The 18645-nt window shown below is 51.7% G+C and carries 21 protein-coding genes; 2 read left to right on the forward strand and 19 right to left on the reverse strand.

What is annotated here, in order from left to right; all coding sequences use genetic code 11:
- Positions 1–15: 15 nt before the first annotated feature.
- From NST99_RS29160 to NST99_RS29245, 18 genes are all read right to left on the reverse strand, one after another.
- Positions 16–1737 carry a glycosyl hydrolase family 18 protein gene (locus NST99_RS29160; protein ID WP_341096373.1) on the reverse strand — a complete coding sequence of 574 codons (1722 nt, stop codon included), beginning with the start codon at positions 1735–1737 and terminating at the stop codon, positions 16–18.
- Between the two features lie 257 nt (positions 1738–1994).
- Positions 1995–2426 carry a Fur family transcriptional regulator gene (locus NST99_RS29165; protein WP_038596527.1) on the reverse strand — a complete coding sequence of 144 codons (432 nt, stop codon included), beginning with the start codon at positions 2424–2426 and terminating at the stop codon, positions 1995–1997.
- A 124-nt stretch (positions 2427–2550) separates the two neighbouring features.
- Positions 2551–4473, reverse strand: coding sequence for a DUF4097 family beta strand repeat-containing protein (locus tag NST99_RS29170; protein WP_341096374.1), 1923 nt, complete (start codon positions 4471–4473; stop codon positions 2551–2553).
- Between the two features lie 36 nt (positions 4474–4509).
- Entirely contained in the window at positions 4510–4980 is a 471-nt protein-coding gene (locus NST99_RS29175) for a GNAT family N-acetyltransferase (RefSeq protein ID WP_341096375.1), read from the reverse strand.
- 94 nt (positions 4981–5074) lie between these two features.
- Positions 5075–6520 carry an Asp-tRNA(Asn)/Glu-tRNA(Gln) amidotransferase subunit GatB gene (gene gatB / locus NST99_RS29180; RefSeq protein ID WP_038596532.1) on the reverse strand — a complete coding sequence of 482 codons (1446 nt, stop codon included), beginning with the start codon at positions 6518–6520 and terminating at the stop codon, positions 5075–5077.
- Positions 6521–6560: 40 nt separating this feature from the next.
- A complete protein-coding gene (gatA, locus tag NST99_RS29185; RefSeq protein WP_341096376.1) occupies positions 6561–8018 on the reverse strand; it encodes an Asp-tRNA(Asn)/Glu-tRNA(Gln) amidotransferase subunit GatA in 1458 nt (485 codons plus the stop codon).
- A gap of 24 nt (positions 8019–8042) precedes the next feature.
- Positions 8043–8330, reverse strand: a complete 288-nt coding sequence (gene gatC / locus NST99_RS29190) for an Asp-tRNA(Asn)/Glu-tRNA(Gln) amidotransferase subunit GatC (RefSeq protein ID WP_038596536.1) — start codon at positions 8328–8330, stop codon at positions 8043–8045.
- 377 nt (positions 8331–8707) lie between these two features.
- Entirely contained in the window at positions 8708–9091 is a 384-nt protein-coding gene (locus tag NST99_RS29195; protein WP_038596538.1) for a hypothetical protein, read from the reverse strand.
- A gap of 159 nt (positions 9092–9250) precedes the next feature.
- A complete protein-coding gene (locus NST99_RS29200; RefSeq protein ID WP_341096377.1) occupies positions 9251–10021 on the reverse strand; it encodes an ABC transporter permease subunit in 771 nt (256 codons plus the stop codon).
- On the reverse strand, positions 10018–10932 hold the full coding sequence (locus tag NST99_RS29205) for an ABC transporter ATP-binding protein (RefSeq protein ID WP_341096378.1): 915 nt from the start codon (positions 10930–10932) through the stop codon (positions 10018–10020). Before NST99_RS29205 ends, NST99_RS29200 begins: the two co-directional genes overlap by 4 nt.
- Entirely contained in the window at positions 10932–11123 is a 192-nt protein-coding gene (locus NST99_RS29210) for a PLD nuclease N-terminal domain-containing protein (protein WP_038596544.1), read from the reverse strand. Before NST99_RS29210 ends, NST99_RS29205 begins: the two co-directional genes overlap by 1 nt.
- Before the next feature lie 61 nt (positions 11124–11184).
- Positions 11185–11403, reverse strand: a complete 219-nt coding sequence (locus NST99_RS29215) for a hypothetical protein (RefSeq protein ID WP_341096385.1) — start codon at positions 11401–11403, stop codon at positions 11185–11187.
- Positions 11400–11723, reverse strand: a complete 324-nt coding sequence (locus NST99_RS29220; protein WP_341096386.1) for a DUF5345 family protein — start codon at positions 11721–11723, stop codon at positions 11400–11402. The genes NST99_RS29215 and NST99_RS29220 overlap by 4 nt, the downstream gene beginning before the upstream one ends.
- Complete coding sequence (sigY, locus tag NST99_RS29225) at positions 11713–12246, reverse strand: RNA polymerase sigma factor SigY (protein WP_341096387.1); 534 nt, start codon at positions 12244–12246, stop codon at positions 11713–11715. Before sigY ends, NST99_RS29220 begins: the two co-directional genes overlap by 11 nt.
- A gap of 57 nt (positions 12247–12303) precedes the next feature.
- Positions 12304–12525 (reverse strand): hypothetical protein, encoded by a 222-nt coding sequence (locus tag NST99_RS29230; protein ID WP_341096389.1) that lies wholly within the window; start codon positions 12523–12525, stop codon positions 12304–12306.
- Positions 12526–12708: 183 nt separating this feature from the next.
- Positions 12709–13344 (reverse strand): MBL fold metallo-hydrolase, encoded by a 636-nt coding sequence (locus tag NST99_RS29235; RefSeq protein ID WP_341097787.1) that lies wholly within the window; start codon positions 13342–13344, stop codon positions 12709–12711.
- Entirely contained in the window at positions 13345–13911 is a 567-nt protein-coding gene (locus NST99_RS29240; protein ID WP_341096391.1) for a thioredoxin family protein, read from the reverse strand. It lies immediately after the preceding gene.
- Positions 13908–14522: a DedA family protein gene (locus tag NST99_RS29245; protein ID WP_076113346.1), complete on the reverse strand. Its 615-nt coding sequence runs from the start codon at positions 14520–14522 to the stop codon at positions 13908–13910. The genes NST99_RS29240 and NST99_RS29245 overlap by 4 nt, the downstream gene beginning before the upstream one ends.
- A 231-nt stretch (positions 14523–14753) precedes the next feature.
- Between NST99_RS29245 and NST99_RS29250 the strand changes: the two genes are divergently transcribed.
- Positions 14754–15089: an autorepressor SdpR family transcription factor gene (locus NST99_RS29250; RefSeq protein ID WP_341096393.1), complete on the forward strand. Its 336-nt coding sequence runs from the start codon at positions 14754–14756 to the stop codon at positions 15087–15089.
- Between the two features lie 2 nt (positions 15090–15091).
- Complete coding sequence (locus NST99_RS29255) at positions 15092–15745, forward strand: SdpI family protein (protein ID WP_341096395.1); 654 nt, start codon at positions 15092–15094, stop codon at positions 15743–15745.
- Positions 15746–15832: 87 nt separating this feature from the next.
- Here the strand turns inward: NST99_RS29255 and NST99_RS29260 are convergent, their stop codons facing one another.
- On the reverse strand, positions 15833–18631 hold the full coding sequence (locus NST99_RS29260) for an O-antigen ligase family protein (protein ID WP_341096397.1): 2799 nt from the start codon (positions 18629–18631) through the stop codon (positions 15833–15835).
- Positions 18632–18645: the final 14 nt, after the last annotated feature.

Here is an 18645-nt window from a genome sequence, read left to right on the forward strand (position 1 = left end):
TACTGACAGATTATATTATTGATGAATTGTTTGCAGGGTCTCCCAGGCTTCCTGATTGCCCAGGCTGCGTGTCCAGGAGGCCACTCCGCCAAGTCCAAACGATTTGGCTAGTTTAACTCTCCCTTGTAGTGAGAGCTTATCCTCTATCCATATTTTACGGAGAATCCCGTCTTCCTTGTACTCAACGTAATTCTGGCCCGCATCCTTATCAAGCTTCGGTGTCAGCTTCTTCTCAGTAAGAATCTCCTGAACCGCATTCATGCTCACAGCCTTGGAGCTCACCTTGGTTTTACCCTTTTCTGTTGTTTCCGACCAGATGCGGGTATACAGCGGGACACCGAGAATCAATTTCTCGGCAGGCACCTCGTCTTCCTCGATAATGCGGCTGATGGAGCTCTCCACCCAAGGCAGCGAGGAAACAGAGCCCGACTTTGGACTGGATGCCCAGTGCTCATCGTACGCCATGACCATCATGAAATCAACAACTGTACCGAGTGCGCGCCGGTCCAGAAACAAAGACCACATTTCACTCTTCGATTTAGGCGTCACATCAATGGAGACAATGAGATTTTTGGCTTGGGCCATTGGCTTCAGCTCCCGCATAAACTGCGTAACATTCTCACCGTCTTTGGTGTATACATTCTCAAAGTCGATATTGATACCATCCAAATCATATAAATCAGCAAACTCCAGCATTTGTACGATCGTATTCATCCGCTTCTCATAGCTCGCTAAAGCCTCAGTCGTCAGATCGGCATCAAAGCTGTTGCTGAGCAGAGCCCAGACTTCCATGTCCTGCTTGTGCGCCCACTGCACGTAAGCCTTGTCCGCTTTACTGCGCACATTGCCCTGCACGTCTACAATCTCAAACCACGTAGGGCTAACCACATTGACTCCAGGCAAATCACCGAACTTAGCCGGATCCGGTTTACGCTCGTATACTGCTTCCCAGAACAGATTTACCGGCTTGCCCTTCCAGTTACGTTCCGCTCTCGACGGTGTGGAAGTTTTTTCTTCTACAGTTTTTTGCCCGTCTGACAGAATGTCACCGGCTTTGGCATATCCCGTATACCCACTGCTCAGCTGTACATACAGCCAGTCCGGGTTGTCAGCCTTCCAGATCCTCACCACGGCTCCCCGAGGCATATCCGCGATAATGGGGGCATGAATTGACGCCTCGCTGCGCAGTGCCTTCGTTCTGTCGTCTTCCTCCCCCTTCACTTTGCCCAGCGGAACTGTCTCCCCGGCAGTCATCAGCAGTACAGCTCCGGTATCACTATCCTCTTCTACCTCAAAACCATATAGATCTTCGAGGGTGTCGGCCGGAAGATAGGTCACTCCATCCTTTTCTTCAGGAGCAAGCCGAAGCTGAATCGGCTGGTTGTTCAGGCTGGCGGAGGTTGAATTCTCTTGCATATATAGAAGCTCGCTCTCAGTCGAAAGAATGGCTGATTTGCTCTCCTCTTCATAACGAATGGAAGAATCAACATACTTCTGCAAAAGCGGCAGAGGCAGCAGCAGACTCTCTCCTGTACCGTTAGCGTTAAAACCTGTAAACTCTCCTTTGACAAAAATAGGGTGTTCCATCTCTTTCCAGTCAGGATCAATATGCTGCCGATTCGGCAGTACATAAAATACAATCCAGTAAGCAGCGGCGGCTATTATGACAAGCCCTAATAAACGGCGAAAAAGACCTCCACGCTTCTTGGTGCGTCTTTGTCTCTGTCTTCTGTCCAAAATGTATCCTCCACATATTTAGTTAATTTTGCGTGCGCGTATAACCAATCCAATCTTAAGTATACGCTATGTGAGTCTCTTTGGTTGCGAAAATCTACTGGAAGTTATTCATAGATTAAGTAAGTCATAGCAGAATTATCAAAAAAACGTGCAGCCTCCGCTTACGGATTCCGCACGTTTTGGAAAAACCGGCAAATCTCCTGCAGTCCGAAACATCGCAGTCGATTATACCCATAATGTTATTCTAATCTGTTATCTCAATGCTTCTTGTCGCTGCAGCATTTACACACACCGTACAATTCCATCCGCAAACCATGGATCTTAAACTCTGTAGCCTGTTCGGCAGCCTGCTCCACTTCATGCAGCGAGGCGTAGCTGAAATCTTCGATCTTCCCGCACACCTGGCAGATGACATGATAATGATCGGATACATTTGCATCAAAACGGCTTGAATTGTCACCATAAGTCAACTCGCGAACCATACCGGCTTCCATGAACATCTTTAGATTGTTATATACAGTTGCCACACTCATGCTCGGAAACTGCGGCTCAAGCGCACGGTAAATATCGTCTGCCGTAGGATGATTCAACGCTTCCATCAGATACGTAAGAATCGCATGACGCTGAGGCGTAATACGGACACCGGTAGTCTTCAGTTGTTCCAATGCATGCTGTACGCCACTACCCATCAATTCCACCGCCTTTAAAATAAAAACATAATAAAGCTATAAAGTAATTGTAAGACCGGACTTTCGATGTTGTCAACGGAGTCGATACATTATATTCATTATTATATAATAAAAATTACTTATTTCAATATTTCCTCACATTTAGGTTGCTGTTTCCTTCTACTCGCAGTTTGAACTCGCCATTGCCGATTTTGCCGGAAATTGTCTTTTTGTCGATAGTCAGCTCTGGCAGGTCGGTGTCGATATCTCCATAACCGCTGGATCCATCCACCTTATAATCGCCAAATAAAGGCACGTAAAGATCAATGTCGCCAACTGCGCTGTAAATATCCCAGTCTCCTCCGACGGACTCTGATCGGGCATTAATTTTGCCATTTAGGGATTCAGCATGCAGTTTAGCCATTGCACCGTCAATTGCCAGATTGCCATTCTTGCTGGACAAATCCACTTCACCACCGTTGCCGGATGCCGTTATATTGCCTACAGCGGTCGACAGCTTCAATGCCCCTGTAACATCCCAAGCTGCCATATTCCCGCCGCTCGTTGACATCTCAACGTCCCCTTGAACTGTTCTGGCACGGGCTTCCCCGTTTAGTGTCTTTCCTTTTACATTTCCGTATATGCGGTATAGAACAATCGCGCCGTTGCCGGTCTCCAGAGAGATATCCTCAATGGCTTCCACGTTCTGCAGCGTAATTCCGCCATTCATCGTCCGCACCTCCAGATTAAAGCGGCGGTCCTCCGGAAGCGAAATGTCAAGATCCATACGCGGCTGGCGTTTGCCGGAGTCTCCATAAGTCTTGGTTTTTGGGGTTACTTTGATGTTAGAACCCTCAATGACCTCCACAAAGGACTGTTCCGATATCGCCTCTGCCACTGCACCATCAAGCTGATCCACCCATACTGTAGCCGTGATTTCAATATCCTCTACCGGGGCTCGGTGAATCATGATGTCGCCGTTGATGGCATCAACAGTTAGTTTAGAGGTGCCCAGCTCAACCGGTACGATTAATGGGGGCTTTTGAAAATGGCTACCCTTGGCTTCGCCGTAATCCACTGCGGCAGCGGTAAGGTTAAGGCTGACCCGGTTCCATAAATGCAAATAATGCTCCTGCTCTGCCACGATAAATACACTGGCGGCCAAAATAAGAGATGAGAACAGACCGCGCAAATCCATCCGGGCTTTTGAACCATAATCAGTCTGACCTCTGCGGCCCGAGAAAAAGTAAATGAGCAGGTATTCCGCACCCCACAGCACCGGTATAACAGGCCACCATTTTAGCAGCAGCAGCATATTATGTGTTCCATCTCTTGCATCCATCAGCAAAAGAACGCCGACACTGGCAAGCAGGACTGCGGCCGTATATCGGCCGACACGGCGGATGCGCCGCTCATTGCCTCTGCTCCTGGATAATCCCTTCGCAACCTCACGGACTCCCAGTAAAAAACCACCGACGATCAGCACCGCGGCAATTACCGTTCCCGCATAATCCTGAATGAACATTTGCAGCCAGGCCGGCTTCTGCCGGAACAGGAACAGCATCACTCCGCCAAAGAGCAGCATCAGGCCAAACGAGATTCCCGGCTCACTCACCAAGGTACGGCGTTTGGCATATTTTGAAGGGGCTGGCGTTTCAGTGTCCTGTTCCCCGGGAAAGCGCAAAATCCGGTCAGCAGACTGCAGGGCATCAAATACATTGTAGAAATACAGCACCGGAATCATCAGGGCCAGCAATATCAGCAGCGGAACGTTGATCTGCATACCGATGGACGAAAAATAAAGCAGCGCCGCAATATCAAGCAGGATAAGAAAGATGAAAGAAATCCCTTTGCGGAGAAGCCCGAAATATAGATGTCCCGTCCCCGGAATTAATGCGGATAGCAGTCCGGCAATAAATTTGCGTTTACGATGGGGACGGCGTTTTGGACGAGGCGGGATTGAGGGCTTCTTCTGCTCTATCCCGTCATCTTGCTCCTGTGCAGTTGTATCATATATCCCTTCCTCTGTCGGGAGCTTGGCGGAATCATCTTTCTTTTCAGAACTCATTTCGGGCTCCTCCTTCCATAAAGAATTGTATTACTTTCAAAGCATACCACTCCGGTAAAATTCAATCAGTTCCACACCCGGTGCTACTTCCTCTACTCCGGCTGGAATAAACCCATGTTTGGTATACAGTGTAACTGCAGGAATATTGAGCTTCCCTGTAGATACAATAAACTGCTCCATTCCCGGATAATGGGCAAAGATAAATTCCAGCAGGCTTCCTGCCACCCCTTGGCGGAAATACTCAGGACTCACCATCATTCGGGTCACAGTCAGCTTGCCCGGTGACTCTTCCAGCACGGCAACAGCCCCCATCAGATCGCCGCTGCTGTCGAAACGGCCGTAGAAATCCTCCTGAGACTGGCTCAGCATATCTCTGGTCTCCAGCAATGGCGGAATTTCATGGAATCCGATCATCTCCGCTTCCAGCCGGTAAGCTTTATGCTGAAGGCTCCATAGCTCACTAAGAATGATCTCATCCTGCAGATCAAGCTTGATAATTGTGTTCATCCGCACAGTCCCCTTATATGCCGCTCAGGGCCTGCCGTTGCCGACAAGCCCTGAGCTAATAATCCTATAGTCTACTATTACCCAAAAGCGGAATCTAGCTGTTCAAAACTTCAGCCAGCAATGTATTTACCAGACCCGGGTTAGCTTTGCCTTTGCTTTCTTTCATAACCTGACCTACCAGGAATCCGATTGCCTTTTGCTTGCCAGCCTTGTAATCCTCCACCGATTGCGGATTGGCAGCCACTACATCCTCAACGATTTTTTTGATTGCGCCCTCGTCGCTGATCTGAACAAGTCCCTTCTCTTCAACGATTGCACCCGGCAGCTTTCCGCTTTCCAGCATTTCCTTGAAGACAGTCTTGGCAATCTTGCTGCTGATCGTACCACCTGAAATCAGGCCGATCATTTCGCCCAGACCCTGCGGTGTAATCTTCACCTGGGACAATTCCAGATTGCTGCCGTTCAGATAACCCAGCAAATCGCCCATCATCCAGTTGGCCACAGCTTTGGCATCCTTTGTATAAGCAAGGCAGCCTTCAAAGAAATCGGCCAGCGGCTTGGAAGAGGTCAGCACACCCGCATCATAAGCGGTAAGGCCATACTCCTCACTGTACCGCAGCTGGAGGGCATCCGGCAGCTCCGGAATCGTAGCGCGGATGGACTCTTTCCAAGCATCATCAATATGCAGGACAATGAGATCCGGATCTGGAAAGTAGCGGTAATCGTGAGCTTCTTCCTTGCCGCGCATGGATAACGTCTTGCCCTGCGCTTCATCCCAGCGGCGGGTCTCCTGCACGACGATACCGCCATCATCAAGGATTTCCCCTTGGCGGAATTGCTCGTACTCCAGACCGCGCAGCACACCCCGGAAGGAGTTCATGTTCTTAAGCTCCGCCCGGATGCCGAACTCTTCCTGACCTGCCGGCCGCAGGCTTATGTTCGCATCGCAGCGCATGGAGCCTTCTTCCATCTTCACATCGGATACGTCGCAATATTGCATAATGGCCCGTATCTTCTCCAGATAAGCGCGCGCCTCTTCAGGAGAGCGCAGATCCGGTTCGGAGACAATTTCGATCAGCGGTGTGCCTACCCGGTTGAAATCGACGAGGGAAGCAAATCCGCCGTCTACATGAGTCAGCTTGCCCGCGTCTTCCTCCAGGTGCAGGCGGGTGATTCCGATCCGTTTGGTTTCACCGTTCACTTCGATATCAATCCAGCCGTTCAGGCCGATCGGCTGGTCATATTGCGAGATCTGATACGCTTTGGGCGAATCGGGGTAAAAATAGTTCTTGCGGTCGAACTTGCTGACATCGCCGATGGTGCAGTTCAGCGCCATGGCTGCTTTCATCGCGTATTCCACCGCCTGGCGGTTCAACACCGGCAGCACGCCGGGATGACCAAGACAGACGGGACAGGTGTGCGTATTGGGCGGAGCACCAAATTCTGTGGAGCAGCCGCAGAAGATTTTGGACTTGGTATGAAGCTCCACATGAACTTCCAGCCCGATGACCGTTTCGTATTTAGACATAAATGATCTCATCCCTTAAAAGTTTTGTGAGCCTAAGCTTCGAAGACTGCAATTATAGTTGTGGCTGTACTTTATGATGATCTGTATGTTGTTCAAAAGCGTGTGCAACACGCAGTACCGTGCTCTCATCAAATTCCTTGCCGATAATTTGCAGACCTACAGGCAGGCCTTCGGCAAAACCGCAAGGGATGCTGACGGCCGGAATACCGGCGAGACTAACCGGAATGGTCAAAATATCATTCAAATACATCGTGAGCGGATCTTCCGTCTGTGAGCCCAGCTTGAAAGCTGTAGTTGGCGCAGTCGGTCCGATGACGACATCATATTTTTTAAATACTTCGTCGAAATCCTGCTTGATCAAGGTGCGCACTTTCTGCGCCTTCAAGTAATAAGCATCATAATAACCGGAGCTGAGCGCATAAGTGCCGAGCATAATCCGGCGTTTAACTTCCGGCCCAAATCCGTGGCTGCGGGAATTATGGTACAAATCAAGCAGTCCGCCGCCGTTATCTATACGCGCACCGTAACGCACCCCGTCAAACCGGGCCAGGTTGGAAGACGCCTCCGAAGAGGAGAGCAAATAATACGCCGCCACAGCATATTCAGTATGCGGAAGAGAAACCTCTTCCCAGACCGCACCCAGATCTTCCAGCACCTTAAGTGCAGACAGCACACTCTCACGGACGGAGGCATCTACACCTTCTCCGATATACTCCTTCGGCACAGCGATGCGAAGCCCGGAAATATCACCGGTAAGCGCGCTTAAGTAATCAGGGATATTCACTTTGGCCGAGGTGGAATCCTGGGCGTCATATCCGGCAATCGCCTGCAGCACATAAGCGGAATCCTCCACTGTGCGGGTAAGCGGACCAATCTGATCGAGCGACGAAGCAAATGCCACCAGGCCGTAACGCGAAACCAGACCATAAGTCGGTTTAAGTCCTACCACACCGCAATACGAAGCGGGCTGGCGGATGGACCCGCCGGTATCGGAGCCAAGGGCAAAAAAGACTTCGCCGGCAGCTACTGCAGCTGCCGAGCCGCCGCTGGAGCCCCCGGGAACACGTTCCAGATCCCAAGGATTACGCACAGCCCCGTAGCTAGAATTCTCATTGGAGCCGCCCATGGCGAACTCGTCCATGTTCAGCTTGCCGATGGTTACAGCATCAGCCTGACGCAGTTTGGAAACAACTGTTGCATCATATATCGGCTGGAAATTGTCCAGAAACTGGCTGGCACAGGTCGTGCGCAGTCCTTTGGTCACAATGTTATCTTTAATTCCTGCAGGAAGACCAAACAGCAAACCGCGCGCTGCACCGGAAGCCAGCTTGTCATCCAGAGCACGTGCGGACAGCCGCGCGCCCTCCTCATTTAAAGTTAAAAATGCATGCACCTTCCCGTCACGCCCGGTAATGGCAGCCAGTGATTCTTCCGTCAGTTCGCTGACCGAAATCTCTTTGCTGTGCAGCATGTTATGTACTTCGGGTAGTCGATATTGAAACAGGCTCAACTTTCTTCCTCCTCTCTATTGTCGTTATTCCAGAACTGCCGGCACTTTGAAATGTCCGTCTTCATGTTCAGGTGCGTTAAGCAGAGCTTCTTCTTGGGAAAGGCTCTCCTTCACGACATCATCCCGCATCACATTGCTGACCTGCAGCACATGCGTTGTCGGCTTCACATGCTCCGTGTCGAGTTCGTTCAATTTCTCCGCATATTGTAAAATAGCATTCATTTGTTCAGTAAAAGTAGCCTCTTCTTCCGGGCTTAACTGCAGGCGGGCCAGCTTGGCCACATGCTGCACATCTTTGACGGTAATGCTCATAAGAAATATCCCTCCTGTTTAAAGGGCTAAAGCGCCCGGATAACGTTTTTAATTATATTGTAGAAGCCTGGACAATTCAATGAGCTTGTCATGTTCATAAAGCTGCAATTCGAACAACAGCTGGTGGCGCTACAGGTTGTGGGTACATGAAACAAGAAAAAACGGCTATGGCGTCCTAATAGGGACGGCAGCCGTTTCAGCAGAAATATAAGGATAAAGCATTGCGTGCACCCTATAGATTCCTACATTTTAAGAAGAAACAGACTTGCAGTCCTCTTAGGACTGGCAGCCGCTTCTGCGAAAAATAGAAGGATCATTTATGGCGTGGAACATATAAATTCTTCTATTTCAAAAAAGCCGGCTTGCGCCGGCCTTACCTAAATCCAAGCGCGAAGATTCACCTGTTTGATGAATTCCGCCTGGGACATACTTTCCGTAGACGTCGTTTCCGCCTCTTCTGCTTCCATGTCTTCGCCGTTCATCAAATGATGAAACAGCTTCTCATTGTATGTCGACAAAGCATAGTCGATCAATGCTTCATGCGTTGCTCTCTCAGCCTCTACCACCAGCAATTGTTCTTCCGCCTCAATATCCTCTGCCGTAACATAAAAATTCCTGTTAGCCTGAGGGACACGAATCACATAATCAAACGCATTGTCAGGATTGCGGTCGTAAGCAATCAGGTAGCCGTAGTCTCCAATAGGAAGACTCTGCTCAAAAGCGTCTGCAACAATGACAATTTTCTCTCCTAAACGCAGCATCGTCCTACCTCCTGAGCCAAAATCTATCATGGTTCTACTTGTTTCAACAGTCTACTAAAAAAAGATAGAGCTGTCCAGCTGCAGGAGGAGAGTTCAATGAAATTTCCTTTGAAATTTTCAGAAATGTCGAGAAAAAGCAACATTTTTCTTATTTTTCCGTCAAACTGGGAGTTTATTCCTGGACGTTAACAGAGCAGACCCGGCAATACACAGCACAATCAGCACGGCTGCTGAGAGAAAAGGGCCTACTCCAACCGTGCCGCTGTCTACAAGAACTCCAGCGGACAATCCCGGCAATGCAGCCAGCGTCCAGGCAAGCCGGGTTGGCAGCAGACCATAGGCAAGCGATACCCCCGCAACGAGCGCCAGTGCAAGAAACACGGCGGCAGGCCCACGAAGAAAGGAGCTGAACAGCAGTGTGAGTGAGACGCCGCAGAGCAGCCATAGCCCATAGATTCCGGTTGCAGCTGCAACCTCACCCCAGGCAAGCGGACCCATCAGCTCTTCCGTGTAATACCCGGCCCCTGCCGCGCCCAATCCAAGTGCAATCACAAGCAGGGTCAGCTGTGCAGCCCATTTGGCGATGATAATGACTATCGGAGTAACCGGCTTGGCCATCAGCAGCTCAGCCGTTCCGCTGCTCCGTTCTCCCGCCAGTGCATTCATGCTCCCAAGCGCCAGAACCAGTATGCCAATCGTCCCATATTGGCCAAGCGCTTGCGCCATTACCGCAGCTGCCTCCGGCATTTCAAAGCTCTCCAGCATCCCTGCCGGCACATTTGCGGAAGCTTCCAGAATATCGCGCATGTAATAGGTCACAAGCGGCTGCATAATGCCCAAGATGATAAATACAATCGGTATCCAGACCAGTTTGTAGCTTCGCAGCGTCTCGAGCATTTCTTTCGAGTATAAAGTCCAGAAACTTCTCATGAGCCCACCACTTTCATGAACAAGTCTTCCAGCGTGGAAGAGCCTGCTTCGAATTGTAGCAGCGGAATGTCCAATTTGCCAGCTTCCTGCAGAATCTCCCGCCGTGCCAGTTCTACATCGCTCACATTAAAGATGGCTTTACCTGCAATAATCTGCGACTGAACAATAAAAGGTTTATTCACAAGATCCTCCAGCCACCGGAATGCCTTATCCTCTTTCTCTGTATATAATCTGATAATAGGAAGACTGTACTGTGAACGGAGATAGGATAATGTCCCCTGCTCAGCTATCACACCGCGGTTCATTAATATGATGTCATCGCATATCTCTTCGGCATCATGCAGCACATGTGTAGAAAAGATGACCGTCGTCTCTTCACGGATCTCCCGCAGCAGTTCCATCACTTCCCGCCGTCCAATCGGATCAAGCGCTGAGACCGGCTCGTCAAGCAGCAGCAGCCGGGGGCGGTGCACCAGTGCCTGCGCCAGGCCGAGCCGCTGCTTCATTCCGCCTGAATACCCGGAAATCCGGCGGCGCGCCGACTCGCTGAGACCTACCCGCTCCAGTGCGGCGGCCGACCTCTCGGCTGCTTCTCTGGAGCGCATGCCGCTCAGCTTCGCAGCAAAGACAACATATTCCTGTCCGCTCATCCAGTTGTAAAAAGCCGGGGATTGCGGCAAATATCCCAGCGCTTTGCGGTAATCCGTTCCCGGACGATTGCCGGCAAAGGATATCTCCCCCGACGTAGGCGGCAGCAGACCCGCAAGCATGCGCAGCGTTGTGGTCTTGCCTGCTCCGTTTGGTCCCAGCAAGGCGACACAGCGCCCGGATTCGATCTCAAAGCTTATACCATCTACGGAGATATGTCTGCCATACCGTTTATGCAGATCGGCAACCTTAAGCAGCGGCATCAGTTCTCATTCCTTCCTGCCGTAAAATAAGCAATACTGCCGAGCAGATTGCCAAATACTATTATAATAATCCACATCCATTTCGGCCCCCGCACTTTCTCCGCTCTGGCCAAAGATATCAATCCGACAATGGCCAGCAGGATCTGAAGTGCAAGCAGCGGCCAAACCAAACCCCAATTCACTTTGTCCATCCCAGCATCCCCCGTTCTATTCTTCGCATACAGAAGAATCTTTCCTGACATCCTGTATTGATTAATCCCGCTTTCTTCTTCGTCTATCTGGCAGAATCACAAACAACAGATAACAAACTGCCGGCGTGGGTATTCCGGTAAGACCCCAGACTCCCCAGAACCATGCCATGCCACCTTTGCCTCTCTTCTGCGCATCCCGGAATATCCATGTCCCCTGCAGCATCAGCACGGCAGCTAAGCAAATCCACAACCATAAAGGCACATCCTTCAGTTCACTCACTCTTCCGTATCCTCCCGCCGCAGTCTGATCCGCGAAATCCCCAGACTGCCAAGTGCCGCGAGGGGGAACATCGCCTGTAGTACCCAATAAAATACAGGGGCTGATCCCAATGCAGTCAGAATGATACTGAGCACAATCAGAGCCAAGCACAAGAACAGCAGCAGCTCATTGCGGCTCTTACGGCGCCTGCGGAGGGTCTCGGCGGCAATGAGTTCTTTCATAACCACCATAGATGGCGGTGAAATGTCATCAAATTGCGCATCCAAAATATTCAATTCTGCGTTCAACTGGACCAGCAGTTCCTCATCATCAGGTTTCATCCTCATTCAGCTCCTTTCGCAGGTGGTTAAGGCCGGCAGACACACGTGATTTGACTGTGCCCGATGGGACTTGCAGAATCACACCGATTTCTTCATAGCTGTAACCGTAATAATGCTTCAGCAGTACGGCTATCCGCTGAGGTGAGGGAATCCGGGAGAGCGCATCAAGCAGATCGCTCCATTCTATATTCCGGCTCTCAAACCGCCAGCGGATGGTCAACACGCCCTGCTCCTGGCGCCGCCACTCCGCTTCACGTTTCCATCTCCGCTTCCGGTCGATATAAAGACGGGTAGCGATCGTGATCAGCCATGAGGAAAAAGAAGAGGAACCATCGTAGCTTCTAATCTTCTCCATGCATCTGACCATAGTATCCTGGGCAAGCTCCTCGGCGAGCAATGGGTCCATGGTGACCTTGATTAGGTATTTGTACAAAAAGCTGTAATGCTCCCGCAGCAGTAACGCAAGCGCCGAAGCATCGCCCTGCTGTGCCAGCTTGATTCTCTCCAGCGTCACGTCGCTCATTGATCCCTCCATGCTTCCTTCATTCACACCGTAATACGAATAGCTATATCAATTCGTTCATTCGTGATCCATATTATTTTGCAGCTCCCAAAGTCTCCGCCGCCAAGGCTGCACTGCACCTTTCCCTCCAGGGAAATGCCAGAATAACGTCCGCTCCAAACGGTCTGGAGCTCTGCCAAGAGCAGTATACTCCGTTTCTTTCCCTATACCGACTGCGAAGATTTCACTAGCTGTATCTGGCTTTCCATCATCCATCTGGTAATGTATATCGTTCTTCAAGCCGCTTCCTCCCATGCATTCGACCTATTATGTAGACAAAAAAAAGAACGCAAACCGGGATTATTCCACAGTCTGCGTGCTTCGCGAGGTAAATGTTACATTTAATTAACATTATTGTAGCAACTTTGTACCTTAATGTCCATCTCTATTTTCCCGGTTCATGTCGCATCCAGGGGAATAAGGTCACTGCATGGGAACGTAAGGATTGCGGAGACGTTCAAAGCCGATGGTTGTCCGCGGACCATGTCCCGGATATACCTTCACTTCTTCATCCAGCCGGTACAGCTTCCCGCGGATGGAGTCAATTAAATCCCGCTCTCTGCCGCCGGGCAGATCGGTACGTCCGACCCCCAGCTTAAACAGCACATCCCCGGAAAACAGATCATTTCCACACAGGAAGCTGACACTTCCCGGAGAATGCCCGGGGGTATGCATCACCCGGAAGGTGAGGCCCAGCAGCTGCAGAATCTGTCCTTCTGCCAGATCATACTCTGCAGGATCTGTGCTTACCGGAGGCGAGGCTTCCGGCCACATCAGTGAGCCATTCAGCTTGGGACTGCTCAGCCATTCACTCTCCAGAGGATGAACATAGACAGGACATTTCTTGGCTTTGCGTATTTCATCTACGCCGCCGATATGATCGAAATGGGCATGTGTCAGCAAAATCGCTTCAATCTCCATGCCTTCTATAGCCCGCACAAGACCGGCGGGGTTCATACCGGGGTCGATGATGATGCCACGCCCGGGGTCTGCCCCTGTCAACAAATACGCATTGGTCTGGAGCGGCCCTAGATTATAGGAACGTATATTAAGCATAATTTAAAAGCCGGAGATCAGGCTGCGCAGTTCTCCCGCGATAACTGCGTGCGATTCCGTTCCTTCCCCGTAGGCTTGTCCCATCGCCTTGCGTACTTCGGCAATCTTGCTCTCGTAATCCGCAGCTTCGCGGTCAGGATTCTCCTGTTTGAATGCAGCCATCAGAGACTGCACATGCTCCGGACGTGGACCCCAATGACCGAGCACATAACCTCCAGTATCGGCAAAGATGACAATCGGCACCGATCTGCCGCCCATCGTCAGGAAATCATCCATGACATCCTGATGCTCTTCCAGAATCAGCACTTCAGTCTTAATCCCCGCTGTCTCAAGAATGCGGAATACAACCGGCACATTACGCACTACGTCACCGCACCAATCGGCAGCCAGGATCAGCACCCGCAGATCATCGCGATGGTTCAGGCTCTCAAAGTATTCCCGGTCGCTTTCGTTATCCCAGGCAAACTTCTCATACCAGGACTCAAATGCCTGCTGATTCTTCGTCATCCCTTCCACGAACTGGCGCGGAGTAACACCTTGACCAAACTTATGGGCTACATTCTGCTTCATACTGCACTACCTTTCTTCTTGGATTTGTACCACTTGAACAGAAAATATATAACGATAATGGCTATTGCAACGAGAATCAGCTCATGGGTGTACTTGGCCGCAACCTCGTCAATCGTCTCCCATTTGTCACCCAGAGTGTAGCCCAGGTAAACAAATAGTGCGCTCCACGGAATAACCGCGAGTGTGGTTAACAGAGTGAATTTGCCTAACGGCATACGTGATATCCCTGCCGGCACGGAAATGGCATGGCGGACAATCGGAATGAAGCGGGCCGTAAAAATAACACCGGTACCGTACTTGTTGAACCATTCTTCGGAATGATCAATATGCTTCTTCTTGATAAAAATATACTTTCCGTATTTCTCCAGTACAGGTCTGCCGCCATAACGACCGATCCAATACACAAAGATCTGGGCAATGACCCCACCCACCGTTCCAAAAAGAACTGCGCCAAAAAAGTTAATCTGCCCTTGCGAAACCAAGTATCCGCCAAAAGCAAGCACAATCTCACTCGGTATTACTTCAATCATGAGTCCGATCATAATCCCGAAATACCCAAGACTCTGAATCCACTCAAACAACTGCGAGACCAGATCAGAAAAAAAATGCAATGCAGCTCCTCCTCCCGTATTTGCGGAATTAGGCTTAGCGCCCTTCAGGCTCAGACGAACAACGCTTCCGCTCTATGTATCCAGCTTCTTCTAGCCTATTCTAGCATATGCGGCCTTACGACTTCTACTTACGAAGATGGAATCTATGGCATTCAACAGATTGACAATTTATGAAGTCAGTGCAATTATACATTTAGATAATTATTTAAATATCGAAAGGTCGGATCGAAAATGAATGAATCCTTCAAAGCGCTGGCCGATCCTACCCGGCGGCAAATCATCCGGCTGTTGCGGGAAAAAGACCGTACTGCCGGAGAAATCGCCGATTATTTTCAGATGTCAAAACCAAGCATTTCGCATCATCTCAGCGCCCTGAAGCATGCCGGTCTGGTGCAGGATGAACGGAAGGGACAGTTCATTCTTTATTCACTGGATACCACTGTGCTTGAAGAGGTGCTTGGATGGTTCCTGGAATTGACCGGCACGGGAAAAGGAAGTGCACCAGATCATTTACCTGCAGAAGACGGCAAAAGGCAACACCACCATTCTAACTTGGAGGTTGAGTAAAGATGAAAAATTTCAAATGGAAGTGGCAGGACACACTAATAGTCATTTTGTGGCTTCTTTCTCTTGGTTATGCGCTTATTAATTATGGCAAACTGCCTGATCAGCTCCCTGTCCAGTTCAGCATTACTGGAGAGGTTAACCGGTACGGGAGCAAAGGGTCAGCGATTGCACTGCTGGCATTCATGGGCCTGGCATTTCCCATTGGAATGCAGTTCATACGGAATATCGATCCTAAGAAAGAGAATTACCGGAAATTCGAAGGTGCTTTTAAAATGACCCGCCTGGCTATCGCGGTGCTCGCCGATACTATACTTGTCCTAACCGTAGCCAGTAGTCTTGACCAAAATATTCCGGTCAGCAAATTAACTATGGTAGCAGTTGGCCTGCTGTTCATTGTTATTGGAAATTACATGCCGCAAGTTAAAGATAACTATTTCACCGGCATCCGCACCCCATGGACGCTGGCAAGTCCGGAGGTATGGCGGAAAACCCACCGTTTCTCAGGGTTCATGTGGATGCTGGGCGGGCTGCTGATTGCACTTGGCGCATTTATGCCAAAAACCATGTCCATCAGTATGATTATCGCGGCCTTGCTGATCGCGACCATCATCCCGTACATCTACTCCTGGTTCACCTCTCAGCGGATGAAGGCATGAGAGTAGGCCTGCCGGCTGCATTCCATATAGTGTAGCTGCTTGCAGTAATTTGGAGCGAGAGACGGACTTTTCTGATATATCTGCTGATCAATACGCCGCTGTTGGCGTCTGGACGCTGACGCGGCGTTCTTCTGCATCCGGGCTGTGTGCTGCAGCCAAAACCTTTCTGAGCCGAAGCTCCAATGCTTCGGCTTCGGCTGTGAATCCAAACCGCCGGTCATTGTGCTGTTGTCCTTTGCGGCACTCGCTGTCCGCCTGCAGGCGGAACTGATGCAGCAGATTAAGTCCCGCAGACGCACTGGCTGTCCCTCCCGCTCTATCCCCCGCCTTCAGCCTGCGCTGACTCATGTCCAGCATTCCATCAATCGCTTTTACCCTTTTAGCGGTATTATAGACATCCGCCTTCAAACTTCTTCGTATCCAGTGCAGTGACTCTCCCGGATTACTCCCGTTCATCGACCTCTCCGCTATCTCCCATTGCACCGTAGCATCTTCTGGCGCGTAGGCCAAGCTCCCGGTCAGCAGATCCTTTGCCTCCCGGTCCGGGAGCAGCCTTGATAGACTAACCACTGCCCGGGGCTCACGGGGGTTCCATTCCAGCGATTGCCGGAGCAGCGCAATTTTCCCTGCAGGGTCTGGTTCACGGGCAGCCACCCTATGTAGTTCCGCCCCCTTCATTAGCTGAAAGGATAGCAGGCTGAGCGCCAAGCAAAGGCACCCGGTGCAGACCGCAGCAGTAGCAGCCCTTACCCTTCGCTTCAAAACGAAGTGGCCGAGCCGCTGAGCTCTGCTCAACAAGCGGGGAAAACGCTTAGTACCGGGACTGTTGGCATGGGCGGCAGCAGGAAGAAGGTCTCGTGCCTGAATGGATGTATCCGGTCTGGTGGTGACCGCACAGAAAGATGCCTTTGTTCCAGATTCGGGTAACGTTAAACACTCATTGACTGCGGCATTTGACGGAATGCGGTCTGCCGAAGGGATAACAGCTATTCCTGGAGCGGCCTTGACTGCAGTAGTGCCGGACGAGTTATCCGCCTCCTCCCGGACCTCGGCAAACGCGAGCGCCGGCAGCAGAAACAGCAGCAGCCAAGTAAGCCCGTAACTCCAGTCGAAATCAACCGCCCCATGCAAGGCGATGACCAGCAGTGACGGGAGCAGCCTTGGAGCGGCTGCTCCTACCACCCATCCTGCCGCCAGCAGCAGAAGCAGGACTGCTGCCAGGCCGACAATTCCCAGATTCAGCAGGAAGTCGAGATAACCGCTATGCACCTGGCTGCCTACATAGGGGCGGGACTGGGCGGCGAGGTACGAGTACCGCCAAGTCTCGCCCCCGCGCCCCAGCCAGGGCGCTTCCGCCGCGAGCTTCCAGGCATCGCGGTAATAAAGTCCGCGAGCGGCGACCGTCATAGACGGTCCGGTGATCCGCTCGCTTACCTGGACAAGGACGGCGCTGCCCGCCGCCGTCCAGCCTGCCGCCGCCAGCACCAGCATGGCGGCGCGGACCCCACCCGCCGCGCTGGAGCTGCGGCGGTACAGCCACAGGCCGGCCAGCAGCGCGCCGGCCCAGAGTCCGGTCAGCAGCAGCAGGCCGGGTAAAGGCTCTACCGCCAGCCCGGCACGGGCCAGCTGGCGGTAGAGCAGCGCCGCGGCAGCCAGAGGCGCGGCGCCAGCGGCAAGCAGCGCCGCGAGGAGCCGCCGCTTCCAGAGCAGGACGGCGGCGCTGGCGCAAGCCGCAGCAAGCCAAGCGCCGCGCGACTCGCTGAGCAGCAGCGCGGCGGCGTACGGAAACAGCGGCAGCATCCGCAGCAGCAGCTTGATCGTGGTTCTGCTGGAGATTGCCTTGGATACGTGCCCGATTGATTCGTTGAGTTCGTTGCTTATTATTGCAGCGGGCTCACCGTGTTCTTGCTCTGCAAAAGCTACTGTACGCGCCAGTGTCTGCTCCTCTGCTTCACGCCACTTCTCCTGCTCCACTTCTCCGTAGGCTCTACCACGACTGGATCTGGTTCTCCCCCCCTCTGCTTCACCTCTCTCCTCCCGCTCCTCATCTCCGTAGGCCCTGCCGCCACTGAAACTGATTCTCCCAACCTCTGCTTCACGCCGCTTCTCCCGCCCCCCTTCCGTATTTCCCAAGCCCGAATAGGCTTCCTTAGGCAGGGCTGGCGCTCCCCTTACGGCACTGCCGTCATCCCGCCCTTGCACTTTCCCGCACCTCTTGTCCGATTCCCCTGCATCACGGCAGACAGCGAGTGCAAACAGACGCTCCAGCAAAAAAACAGCCATTACTGCACCGAAAGCATTAGGATACTCAAGTAATCCCCCTAGCCGGGCACCTGTAGCACTGACCTCCGGTGATGTGCTGTAAGCTATCGCAAAGGGAAGCTTCAGCCCTCCACAGACGGCTAACAAGGCACTTATACTAATAAGCATGCCCAGCAAGCTCCACACTGCGCTAAGAAAACGGGCTCCCCAACGATGGCCTGCACAATAATAAGCGCAATAAGCAAAGCTGGCGTACAGGCCCCAGCGCAGCAGCTCATTCAGATTCCCCTGGGCTGATAAAGGTCCGCGGTGCCAGTGAATACCGTAGAGCGCAAGGATGGCAAGCGGACAGATCAACAGCAGCGCCGCAGCCCTTCTATTGGCTCTGCGGTTCCCGTCAATGCTAAGCAGGCTGGCTGAAGGCCCGTGCAGACCCGCTGCAACCAGCCATAACCCGGGGAATACAGCACACAGGAGATACCATGCCGTCAGCAACAGATACATTTCCCCCGCAAAGAATAACCCGCGCAGCAATACACCTGCCGTAACAGCAGCAAGCACCAAACCTGTACCAACAAATACCATTGCCACCTGCAAACGCCGCTCAGCCAAGCCACTATGCATTTCAACTTCCTCCG

It is taken from the genome of Paenibacillus sp. FSL L8-0470, assembly GCF_038008625.1.
Taxonomy (GTDB): Bacteria; Bacillota; Bacilli; order Paenibacillales; family Paenibacillaceae; genus Paenibacillus_AQ.